At 37.6% G+C, this 12,109-nt stretch carries 7 protein-coding genes; all 7 read right to left on the minus strand.

Translation table 11 applies throughout. The features are described 5' to 3' along the window. Window positions 1-172: 172 nt before the first annotated feature. The 7 genes from ACH2CJ_RS02750 to ACH2CJ_RS02780 all read right to left on the minus strand — a co-directional run bounded on the left by ACH2CJ_RS02750 (window position 173) and on the right by ACH2CJ_RS02780 (window position 12,084). Entirely contained in the window at window positions 173-1,543 is a 1,371-nt protein-coding gene (locus ACH2CJ_RS02750; RefSeq protein WP_394990552.1) for a sensor histidine kinase, read from the minus strand. Then, on the minus strand, window positions 1,543-2,223 hold the full coding sequence (locus ACH2CJ_RS02755) for a response regulator transcription factor (RefSeq protein WP_394990553.1): 681 nt from the start codon (window positions 2,221-2,223) through the stop codon (window positions 1,543-1,545). The genes ACH2CJ_RS02750 and ACH2CJ_RS02755 overlap by 1 nt, the downstream gene beginning before the upstream one ends. A gap of 166 nt (window positions 2,224-2,389) precedes the next feature. Beyond that, window positions 2,390-4,141: a RagB/SusD family nutrient uptake outer membrane protein gene (locus ACH2CJ_RS02760; protein WP_394990554.1), complete on the minus strand. Its 1,752-nt coding sequence runs from the start codon at window positions 4,139-4,141 to the stop codon at window positions 2,390-2,392. Between the two features lie 38 nt (window positions 4,142-4,179). After that, complete coding sequence (locus ACH2CJ_RS02765) at window positions 4,180-7,371, minus strand: SusC/RagA family TonB-linked outer membrane protein (RefSeq protein ID WP_394990555.1); 3,192 nt, start codon at window positions 7,369-7,371, stop codon at window positions 4,180-4,182. Window positions 7,372-7,385: 14 nt separating this feature from the next. After that, the gene (locus tag ACH2CJ_RS02770) at window positions 7,386-8,831 is read right to left on the minus strand and encodes a fasciclin domain-containing protein (protein WP_394990556.1); all 1,446 of its coding nucleotides are present in this window, start codon (window positions 8,829-8,831) and stop codon (window positions 7,386-7,388) included. Between the two features lie 37 nt (window positions 8,832-8,868). Next, window positions 8,869-10,548 carry a fasciclin domain-containing protein gene (locus ACH2CJ_RS02775; protein WP_394990557.1) on the minus strand — a complete coding sequence of 560 codons (1,680 nt, stop codon included), beginning with the start codon at window positions 10,546-10,548 and terminating at the stop codon, window positions 8,869-8,871. Between the two features lie 21 nt (window positions 10,549-10,569). Beyond that, complete coding sequence (locus tag ACH2CJ_RS02780; protein ID WP_394990558.1) at window positions 10,570-12,084, minus strand: RagB/SusD family nutrient uptake outer membrane protein; 1,515 nt, start codon at window positions 12,082-12,084, stop codon at window positions 10,570-10,572. Between the last annotated feature and the right edge of the window lie 25 nt (window positions 12,085-12,109).

The following is a 12,109-nucleotide window of genomic DNA, read 5'->3' on the forward strand; positions in this document are numbered from 1 at the left end:
TTCAAGCGAAAATTGAGGAAATTTTGAAAGCATAGCACCGCTACGGTTGAAAAATTTGCTCAATTTGTAGCCGAAAAGATGGTGTTTTTCGACTTAAAACACTTTCGCAGGAAGTCTAATGATTGATTATCAATAATTCATAAACGATGGTTCTCCTTGCGATTGAGGTTCGTTATTGCAGAAATAAAAGTGTAAAAGTAGTGCCGTCGTTGTTAGAAACCACATCAATTTTTCCACTATGAAGTTTAATTATTTGTGAAACAATTGCCAAGCCTACACCATGCCCTTTTACAGCTTTCGCAGTGGCGTTGCTTCGATAGAAGGGGCGAAATATATAGGGCAAATCAGTTGCGGGAATTATTGGCCCGGTATTAAAAAATGAGATTTTTATTTCATTAGTAGAGGCAATAAAATTGACCACAACAGTATTGTCTTCCGAAAACTTACAGGCGTTATCCATTAGATTCATCAAAGCTACTTTAAGTGATGCTTCATTGCCTTGTATAATTAATGCTTCTTCATCTTCAGGTAAATCTCTAAAATTGAGCTGAATCTGATAATTATCGTGCCATTTTTTTAGCTGACTTTTTGCTTCCCACAAAAGCTCATCTACTCTAATGGGTACTCGTTGCATTGATTCTGAACTGACAACTGTATTTGCCAAATTGAGTAGTGTATTGGTCAATTGCGTAAGCGTTCGAGTATCTTCTTGTAGCGATTTTAGGCTTTCTTCATACACTTCGGGCGTGCGTTTTTGGAGAAGTGTAATATCAATTTGCGAATAAATTTTAGTTAATGGATTTTTGAGTTCGTGCGAAACATTTGCAATAAACATTTTTTGCATCACTAAAGCTTCTTCGATGCGGTCGAGCAAATGATTAAAGGTGGCAACGAGTAAACCAATTTCATCAGAACGATTGGGATGTTGTACTCGCTTTTCGACATTGGCAGGAAAAATTTGATTTACCTGTCTTATAATGCCCGACATAGGAGCGAGAGCTTTGTCGGCAAAAAACCAACCTGATATACCCAGCAACAAGATTCCAATCAAGACCATTACGAACAAAATTTTACGTAAGTCTTGGAGTGCCTCTTTGCCATTAGCATCAATTGCACTTACGATAACCCAATAGCTTTCTGTTCCTTTTTTGAGTTGAATGCCAAGTGTTTGATAATAACCTGCATGGAAGTAAGTTGATTGATTTTGTTTTTGAATGCTTGGTATAAGGTCTTTAAATAAACCTGTATAAGGTTCTTGTGTGGCAAAAACGAGTTTCTTTTGTTTTTCATCATAAATATAAATACTTTCATCGCTGAGCAATTCTTTATCCGAAACATTGACCAGTTTCAAAATTGTAGTGTCGGCAGTTTGAAGGTCAAAAAGCAATGTTGTAGTAGTAATAGCTCGGTCTTGTAGGCGATTGAAAAAGCGTTTTTCGAGATAAAGTTTACTAAAAAAATAGACTCCTACCGAAAAAAACAGTAGAATGGCAGTTACTATTGCCATAAATTGATAGGTAAGTCGAGAGCGAATATTTATCATTAAGCAAGTACTTTCATTACGTAGCCCATACCGATTTGAGTATGTAACAGCTTGATTTCAAAGTCTTTATCTATTTTTTTTCGGAGAAAATTCACATAAACCTCAATCACATTTGTACCAGTATCGAAGGTTATGTCCCATATTTTTTCGGCCAATTCTACTTTAGAAATTACTCGCCCTTGATGCCGAATGAAATATTCGAGCAGGGCAAATTCTTTGGCGGTGAGTGTAATTTCTTTGCCGCTACGCACAACAGTTTTGGCATCTAAATCCATTTCGAGGTCAGCTATTTTGAGTAAATTAGCAGTTTGAATCGAACCGAAATTTCGGCGAGTCAATGCTCTAATTCGAGCCATTAGTTCTCGAAATTCAAAGGGTTTTACCAAATAATCGTCCGCCCCAGCATCAAGGCCTAAAATTTTATCGTCAGTTGTACCTAAAGCTGTCAGCAATATGATTGGAGAAACCACGCCCTTTGTTCGAAGTTGGCGGCATAAATCTAAGCCGCTCATTCCTGGCAAAATAATATCAGAAATAATAATTGCATAAGGATTACGAGTAGCTAATTGTAGTCCAATTAAACCATCATACGCTACATCAACTTCCCATTGTTGCTCTTCAAGCCCCTGTTTAATAAGTTGAACAGTCTTTGCTTCGTCTTCAATTACTAATATTTTCATAAAGTTACCGTTGGCTATACTTCAAAATTAGGAAGATTTTAAGATAAACGAACGAAAATGAAGAATATTTATCAGTTAGACACGATAAAGTGTCTATTAAAAAAAACAGAAAGCAAGAAAATTTAATTTTTCGCTTTCTGTTTCATTCCAAAAACCACTTTTTTGCTTATTTCAATTTAAAAGGCAAATACCAATTACTACTAATCATCAATTTTGCTCTTACGGCATCGGCATTTGGGTTATTGGCTTTTTTGAGTTTTTGATATACTTTATCTGCCAAGAAAGCAGGGTCATTTCTTCTCAAAGCTACTCTCACTAAATCGCCCCAACGTTGTCCTTCATAAGCCAATTCTAAGGCAGATTCTTCAATCAACGAGTTTTCGATTGAAAGTGTACTATCACCAACAACTGCTACAGGCTGCAAAGAAGCACGCCCTCTGATACCCGTATTCCTATACCAAGAAGCTCTGAAAGATGGATTATCGCCATTTCGTCCATCAAAATCATAGGGTGGCACATCAAACGTATTCATCAAATTAGTTTTGTCAGTAATGGCTGTGTTATTATAGGTAGTCGAAATACCTTGATTCATCAATGCAAAAGCCAATTTTCGGCGACCATCACGGTTGGCTGCTTCGGCAAATCTTAGATGCAAAGTAGCGGCACGGTAAAGCAGCCATTGACCTTTACCAAAATTAGCATTCCCGAGATTAAACGAAGTAAGTGGGTCAATGTAATTGTATAAATATTTCATTATAACTGGTTTTCCATTAACTGTTTTATAAGTCATTCTACCACGAGAATCAAAAGGAAAATTATTGATTTGTCGTTGGCTATTCCAAAGCGAAATACTTTGTTCGGAAGGCTTCACTTTATTCATGAATAAATCAATGAATGGATTTTGAGGGTTGAAAGTTGCATCGAAAGGCAAAGACCAAATCCACTCATAATTATATCCTGCATCGGTATTTCGGCGAGAAAAAATAGACCGCCAACCTGTATCATTGTTATCTACCAAAGCATTTATGTCATTTCTACTTCCTGCATAAGCCACTGTCATATCGCGAGCATTGGCTTCGGCATATTTAATTTTATATAAACCAAGGAAAATCTCGCCAGTATTGATGTCGTAGCCCAATCTTGAAGCAGTTTCTAACACTAATTTATAAGCAGTGGCTGCTTTCAAATATTGGTTATCCCAAAGGTATAAATCACCGAGCAAAACCTGCTTATTAATAAACATTTTATTGAGCAAATAGCCATCTACTGAGTTGGCAACCAAGCTATTAGTCGAAGGATAAACCTCCATATAAATCGGCGGAATCGCCTCCATCGTTTTTATTAATTCCTTTACTAAATTTTGCAAAGAAAGCTTAGGTGAAGCATTTAATGCACTCAAATCGGCAATATTTTCAACAGTTGTGGTGGTGTAAGGCACTTGACCAAAATGAATACCTACCTGCAAATAAACCCATGTACGCAAAGCAATAATATCTGCTGTGCGTTGGTTATATTCGTCGGCTTTCATTTTATTTTGTTCGAGCATAACCTTGAAATTCTTCAAGATATCGTTGCAGTTCAAAATCACTTCGTAGAAAGGGCGAGGGTCGGCATAAACATTTCCCTCTTGCACATTATGGTTATTGAGTTGCGTGAGTTGCTCGTCGGCACCGCCACTTACATCGAGCAAATCGGCTCTTAGTTCGTTCAAAATGACATGTTGTTTTGCCAAATTCATAAATTTTCCATAAAGCCCAATAATAGCAGCATCGGCATCAAAAATATTGCGATAAACCTGTTCTTTGGTAAGGGTTTCTTCTGGCTCTAAATCGAAAAGGCTTTTGCATGATGATGTAACCACAAACATGCTCGAAAGTAGCCCGATGTTTAAAAATATTTTTTTGATTGAAGATTTCATAAAACTAATGACGAATGTGAATAAATCCTTATTCTTTTTTACAAACCAATTTTAATACCTAACTGAATGGACTTTTGCATTGGCTCAAGAGTATTGTCAACGCCTTGTCCGAAAATATTATTTGTTGCACTAAACTCTGGGTCATAACCCAAATATTTGGTAAATGTAAAAGCATTATTGACTGTACCGTAGAAAGTTAGGTATTTCAACATACTTTTATCAACTGGCAAATTGTACGAAATAGTAACGGTTCTTAACCTAAAATACGAACCATCTTCTATCCATCTACTCGAAAAACGATTATTCCCTATTGGGTCACCCATCGAAGTTTTTGGCATTGTTGTTACTTGTCCATCGCCTCTCCAACGATTTAGCACCGCTTGGGTTTGGTTATTTTGGTTCGACATAGATTCTAATGCTCTTCGTGTATAATTATAAATACTATTGCCCGAAACAAAAGTACAAAGAGCATCAAAAGTCCAGTTTTTATAGGAAACATGGTTCAAAAATGAGCCAAAGAAATCAGGAGTCGGATTGCCAATCGCTTGATTATCTTTTTCGTCAATGACTTTATCTCCGTTTAAGTCAGCAAATTTCATATCGCCACCACCGAATGGCATCAACGAGCCGTCCAAACGCTTGGTTTGCAAACCTGCCGCACTTGCCTCGGCATCAGAACTATAAACACCTTGAGCCACCAAGCCATAGAAAAGATTAGGGGCTTGACCTATTTTAGAAATATAAGAAGCATTACCATAAGTGGTAATTGTATTATCGTCAGGCAATTTTGTAAGGCTCGATTTGGCTTTTCCGAGCGTTAAGCCTACATCCCATTTCAAATTTTGTTGATTAATGGCTTTTATATTTAAAGCAATATCTAAGCCTTTGGTATCCATTGCGGCATTATTAGTCAAAACGTAGGCTATTCCCGAAGCACTTGGTAGCTTTTCGGTCGTAAGCATATCTGTTGTTTTATTATTGAAAAAGTCGAGACTCATATTGATTTTCTCATTGAATAAAGATACATCAATGCCCAAATTTGATTTGGTTACAGTTTCCCATTTGAGGGCGGTATTGGCAATATTGCCACGCACAAGACCTTGCATACCTAATAGATTTTGGACTACATAATACTGGCGAGAAGTATAATTTCCGATGTCATCATTACCCACACGCCCTATCGAAGCACGGATTTTTAATAAATCAAAGGCTGTATTTGCCATAAATTTTTCGGAGGAAATTATCCACGCTCCCGAAAGAGAAGGCATAACTGCCGTTGGAGTACCTCCGATTTTAACTCCTTGAGAAACAGCATCTTTTCCGAATTTTGAAGAAGCGTCCATTGCAATGTTGAACGCCAGGAAATATTTATCTGAAATACTATAATCTATGCTTAGGTAAGTATTAAGCCAGTTGGAAGTGCCAACTCCTCCGCTAATTTGATTGAGTAGTCTTTGACCATTGCCTACTGTAACCAATTCGTCCGTAGCTGAGTTGAAACCTAAGATTTTATCCTGCTCTACACGACTATTCAAAAGTCTTGCTCCAATTCTTGCCGAAAACTCGTGAATATCTCTAAATGATTGATTATAAGACAAGTAACTGTCATTAAATAGATTGTATAAACGTTTGGTTTGAGACCCTAATTTGTTTTCTGCCACAAAAAGCCCCAAAGTATCGCTCAAAATACCTCTTTTTGGTACAAATCTGGTTTCTTTAATTTTGTCGAAAAGGATACCGATATTTGTTCCTAAATGAAACTTTTTGCTCAACTCATAGTCAAAAGCGATTGTTCCTGCGAAACGGTAAGAGCGATTAGAAGCAGACATCACTTTCGATGCCACGGTAGGATTACCAACATTGAAAATATCTTCGTCCGACAAATCGGGAGATGCAATGCCAAGACCAGAAATATCGTGGTCGCTCAAAAACGGTGCTTTAGTTAATGACAAAAATATGGGATTAGTTTTTGGCGAAAAACCCAAATCCTTTGCATTTGCTTCGTTGAAAGAAAAACTCAAATTAGTTACCCCTTTCAACCGACGACTTAAATTCAAATCGGCATTGAAACGAGTGCCATATTTGCTCAAATCAGAGCCAGAAAGTGCCGTTTGGTTTTTAGCAAAATTGAGTGAAAGAGCATATTTTGCAATGTTATCACCACCTGTTACTTTCAAATAAACGTTTTTCATTTGCTGATTAGCAAACATTTTTTCTTGCCAATCGGTGTCGTTGTGGTACTGATAATAAGTAGCTACCGATTTATCATCATTCATAAATGGCAACGATTGTATCAAATCGGTTGAAGTTCCACTCGATTTATACAAGTCCGAAAGATAGGTACGGTAATCCTTTACATTAAGCATTGGCAATGCTTTTGGGGCGAAATTCAATCCTCCATAAATAGCCAAGTCAATTTTCGTTCCTAATTCTTTTGCTCGTGCCGTAGTGATTAAAATTACTCCATTAGCGGCTTTTGTACCATAAAGTGCGGCAATCGAAGCATCTTTCAAAACCGTAATGCTACTAATATCTCGCACATCAATATTTGCCAAAGGATTATCTATATAGTTGTTGATCAATGAGTTACCGTATTGACTAATGTCATAAATCATGTTATCAACTATAATTAAAGGCTGGTTGGTAGCTTGCATTGAACTTAGTCCACGAAGCATAAGATTGGCACTCGAATTAGCTACTCCAGAATGTCGAGTAACATTCAAGCCTGCAATTTTTCCTTGAAGATAACTGTCGGGGCTGTCGGTTGCTCTCGACCAAGAATCTGTTAATTGTGTTGAAACCGCAGCCGAAGTAAGGCGATTGCCCGATACTGTGCTTGTTGGCAAATTGATTTCTTGGTTAAACGAAGGATGTCCTTCTTCATTCAAACTTATTTTAATTTCTTTTCTTCCTGCAATAAAAACTTCTTTCGACTGATAACCAGCCATTTCTATTACTACCGAAACCGAATAGTTTGGCACGAGTAATTTGAATGTACCATTATCATCAGTGATAGCTATCGTTGCTTGTTTGTAATACACTCTTGCCCCCATCAATGGCTTTTGAGTAACGGCATCGGAAATAAGCCCAGTTAGCTGATTAGCGTATTTTGCTCTTTGATTGACTTCTTTCGACTGCTCATTTTGTGCCAAAATACCAAAAGAAATGAGCAGAAAGCTGAGAATTAAATATGTTATTTTTTGTGATGCTCGCATAAAATTTGTCTTCATTGAAATAGGTCTTTTTACAAAACAGGTACTAATCTTACATAATCAAGCACAATTGGGGTAGTTCCGCTACCTTGCAGAAATAAATCTAAAGTACCAAATCGAGTGGTGGTATATTCGCCCAAAAGTACCTCCGAATAGTTGTTGAGCGTAACGGTTATGTTTGCAAAAGTCGTATTCGTAACGCTTCCCATTGCCAAACGTTGGGTGAGAGTTACGGGTGGAGTTACGCCACTACTCGTATAATTGGTGCGTGATTGGTCATTGACTGCCACCCAATAAACTTTATATTTTGCTGCAGGTACTGCCTGAACTCTATATCGTACCCAAAAATTAGTAACAGCGTGTCCTGCAAATAATAGTTGGGTAAAAGGTGTATTTGTAGTTGGATTTTTCTTGTCCATTACGGCAAATGTTGCCGTAGAAATAACTTGCATGAAAGTGCTATTCCCTTCTGCTTCTACTACAATTGGCTGCATTTTATCTTGCAATTTGAAATCAACTTTGTTTAAAACATAAGCAATGCCGTTACTCATTTTTATACTTTTGATGATGGCGGTTTTATTGAGTGGAATTTCAACGCCAAATTTTGATTTCAAAACGTCTGGTAATTTTTCGGGAGAATAATACCCTTCTACGGCTACGTCTTTGATAATATTCCATGAAGCGGCATTATAGGTGCTATCGGTCGTTGAAGTTTTGAAAAATGGAGTTACTTTAGCAATTTCGGTTGCTAATGCTTGGTCATTCAAAATAAAATAAGTGTATTGCTTAGACTCGTCGGTTAGGTCATAAACGGCATCGGTAAATTGATTCTTTTGTTCAAAGCCACTTCCTGCTCTATAAATCGGGCGGCCTGTTGTGCCACTTATGCTATCAATGATTGCTTTTGCAGGATTGAAGGAAAGATAAACCAAATTGGCAAGCACTTTATTCTGTACATAATCGGCTTTAGAACTATTGATATAAGTCCAGAGATTTGGCAAAACAGGCGAATATTTATCAAGAACATGAAGCACCCCATTTCCAACAAAAACATTGGCTGTGGAAATAGGCGAATCACCCAAAAGCCCTTTTGTGAGAGAAATGTACTTTCCGTTCAATAATTTAATTCTATTTTCGGTAGTTGTCGAAGGCATCGGGTAAGATTGTACAGCAATATGATTGCCCACAAAAGCCTTGATGGAAGCACTGTCTTTTAGGCTCGCCATGTCAAAACTTTCTAAGGCTTTATTGGTTGGAGCAAAAACAGTATAGTTTTGCGATGAACTAACGAGTTTATCATAACCACTTTTTACCAAAAGTTCTTGAAATTTACTCAAATCAGGTTGTGTACTGACTTGCTCCAAGAGATTTCTCCCCAAAGAGTCATTGATGAGCGTAACTCGCTCTTCCCATTTTTCGCAAGAAAACAAAGCACAAACAGTGATTATTAAAAGAGAATATGTATATTTTTTAATCATTTTCTTTATAAGTATTTGATTATCTGTTATTTAAGGTTTACTGAACCTGCAAACCCGATTGCGTAAATCTTGGACTAATTTGATTCATATCTATCGGAATAAATTGAATTAAATCAATGTTATTTGTATTCTGTCCACCCGAAATTGATTGCATACGAAGGGTGTGTCGGTCGGTCGTTTTAATTTCTACTGTTCCTAATAATCTGCCACATGCAAAGAGTGAGGTTACACCATCCATGTACATTTTCCAACCTAATGATTCTAATTCCCCTGCTGTTCCTGTAGGAGCTTGGTCAGTAAAAGTTACGGGCCTTGGCAGAGGTTCGCCATTGACACTTACTTGCACAACGCTGCTCGAACCGCCCGTTGTTCCTAATGTTCCTGACTGTTTTTGAGCTCTATAACAAACCCAAACTTTGTATTTTCCTTTGACAATCAAAGGGGTTTTCATTTCAATCCAGTTGCTTCGGGCAGCATTTCCGATACCCAAAGGAACTTGCAAACAATCATTAAAATAGGTAGTGGCTGGCACGCCCGAAGTACCAAAAACATAAGTAATAGTATTCATTTGCCACGACCAGTCTTTGATAGAAGCCATGTCAAAAGCATAGTTTTGCTTACGGAAATAGGCAGGAAGTTTACGTATTTCAGGAAAATCGGATACTTTCCAGTGAATGGGCGTAGGTTTACGAAACTTTACAATAAAATGGCTATTGGCAGAATGAAGCACGCCATTGGTGGCAGCATTATCGCTCAAATTTCTGTCTAATTCAATGCCTTGTTCGTGGATTCCGTTGAAATCTACATCATTTAATAAGACCGCCTGTCCATCAAGTTTAGAAGTTACAACTTCCAAAGGCACTTTAGTTAGGTGAGAAGCTGCCGAAATAATATCTGCCAAATACTTAATTCCCGGCAAAAGATGATACGAAATATAAAGATTTAAACTATCAGATTTTAAGCGAGGATTTCCTGTATTTGAATATCTTTTTTTCAATGCCTCATAAGACGAGAAACCCGCTTTGCTCAATACTGCATTTGATTCGACAATAATGGTTGACCAACGCTTGGTCAAATCGGCATCAACTATTTTTAAGGAATCATAATAACCAGTTTCTTTGAGTGCTTGTGTGAAAACAGAATAATTAGGGTTAGATTCTATTAAACTCGAAAGAGAAGACTTAGCAGGTTGCAAAGCTTTATCAATAACATGCAAGATGCCATTTCCAACCAAAATATTAGACTCAATAATCGAGGCTTGACGATTGACGCTAAAACTCGAAATACCATTTTGATACGATACACCCCCAATCAAAAATTGCCCGTACATGGTTATCAATGGAAGTTTTCCATCTTTGAAAGATTTGGTAGTAAGGGTATCACGAATGATATGAATTTTGGCAATGTCTTTTGCTTCATCAGCTGTGAGTTGGTCGGCAGATGTTTTATTGATGCCTTTCAGATATGCCTGCACGCCTGTATTGGTCGGAACAAACATGGTATAAGCTCCATAGGCATCTAAAAAACTTGCATAGCCCGCTTTGTCGAGAATGGTAGCAAAATCGGAGTATTTGTCAGGGTATTTTCTCAAATAGCTATACATATTCACATCGGTAGTTGTTGATTCCACGATTTGAATATCGGCACAAGCCAGCAAATACACAACCCCTAAGATACTTGCTAATAGAATGAATATTGATTTTGATATTTTTTTCATTACTTTTTCGACGAATATAATCTACTTATAAAATGGATTCTGCACTAAATTTTTATCTGTTTGCAATTCATATTGATAAATCGGCAGATAATGACTGTTAAAATCCTTGTATTTGGCAATGGCTGATTGTTGGCGGTCGGGTGGGGCAGCTCTTGCTACCATTTCGAGCATAATATCCATTCTTTTATACTTGTTACGTTTCGAGTGGCGAAGCACATCGTACCAACGTTTTCCTTCAAAAGCAAACTCTCTTGCACGTTCGCTCAAAATAAAATCTGCTACCGCTTCAGCATCGCTTGGGTCGGGGTTTTCGTTGGTAAGTTCCAACGCATTAGCTCTGTTTCTTACCATTTTTACGATATTTAATGCTTCTGCTCCTCTATTGAGCAATGCCAACGCTTCTGCTTTCATCAATAAAATATCTGCATAACGATAAACCATCCAATGAGCATTATAATCTTCAATTGCTCTGGTTTGGGTGGCATTAATACCCGAATATTTCCAAACCATGGCATCGGTAGCTCTCACCGCTGTTTCTGGACCTCTCAAATCTTTCTTGGTATCGTCCGTAAAATCTTGGGTATAAACAAAATCCATGACATAAGAATTGGCATTAAATCGGCGAGGATTGGCAAATAATGGATAAAATTCATTCAATCTTTGGCGGTCGAATTGAAGCTCAAAAATGCTTTCGTTAGAATTTCCTTGTACGAAAACTGTACTGAAAAAACGAGTACCTTCAATCAAGCCAAACTTAGCACTTTTTATTACTTTATCGCAGGCTGCTAAGGCTTCGGTATATTTTTCCATCCATAAATAGACATCGGCTTGCAAAGTATTGACTGCATAGCGAGTGATTCGTCCTTTGTCAGAAGCCAAACTGCCATAAGTAAGCGGAGCATTTGGTTCGGCTTCGGTCAGGTCTTTTACAATTTGTGCCAATACTTCAGCTTGCGTATTTTTAGGTATTTGTTCAATTTCTTCATCAGTACTGGTCGATTTTAATTTCAAAGGAACATCACCGAAAGTACGAACTAAGTAAAAATACATCAAAGCACGAATCGTTTTGGCTTCTGCCACATAGCTGTTGAGGGCTTCTTGGGTAAAAGTTTTGTCGTTTTCTAAAACTGCTGGTGCAAAATCGATAACCGTATTACAATAATTGATGATTTTATAGAAAGGTCGCCAGTTAGTAATTCCATTACTTGCCAACACGTTTACGTTCATAATGTCGAGTTCTTCGGCACGAGTTGAAAATGTGGTTGTGAGCATATCGGCACGAAGTTCGCCCCACAGAAATAGACTCAGCACCAAGCTGTTGCTCGGAGTCGAAATATTATTGAATACGATTGTCGAACTAGGAGCAAGCATCGAGGCATAAACGCCCGTCATGGCAGCTTGAACCTGCTCTTTAGTTTTCCAAAACTTATCTTTCGTGATACCATCTTGTGGCTGTAAATCGAGCCATTTATCACACGACGTAGGCATGATTAATAGTAGCACACACACTGAACTATGAAGTAATCTTTTTAACATTTTTGTAAATATTTAGCTTTATGCA

It is taken from the genome of Emticicia sp. (assembly GCF_043780375.1).
Taxonomy (GTDB): domain Bacteria; phylum Bacteroidota; class Bacteroidia; order Cytophagales; family Spirosomataceae; genus Emticicia.

Excerpts from the sequence above, each read along its gene's own strand:
- ACH2CJ_RS02750 (WP_394990552.1), bottom strand. The coding sequence starts at position 1,543 with ATGATAAATATTCGCTCTCGACTTACCTATCAATTTATGGCAATAGTA.
- ACH2CJ_RS02755 (WP_394990553.1), bottom strand. The coding sequence starts at position 2,223 with ATGAAAATATTAGTAATTGAAGACGAAGCAAAGACTGTTCAACTTATT.
- ACH2CJ_RS02760 (WP_394990554.1), bottom strand. The coding sequence starts at position 4,141 with ATGAAATCTTCAATCAAAAAAATATTTTTAAACATCGGGCTACTTTCG.
- ACH2CJ_RS02765 (WP_394990555.1), bottom strand. The coding sequence starts at position 7,371 with ATGAAGACAAATTTTATGCGAGCATCACAAAAAATAACATATTTAATT.
- ACH2CJ_RS02770 (WP_394990556.1), bottom strand. The coding sequence starts at position 8,831 with ATGATTAAAAAATATACATATTCTCTTTTAATAATCACTGTTTGTGCT.
- ACH2CJ_RS02775 (WP_394990557.1), bottom strand. The coding sequence starts at position 10,548 with ATGAAAAAAATATCAAAATCAATATTCATTCTATTAGCAAGTATCTTA.
- ACH2CJ_RS02780 (WP_394990558.1), bottom strand. The coding sequence starts at position 12,084 with ATGTTAAAAAGATTACTTCATAGTTCAGTGTGTGTGCTACTATTAATC.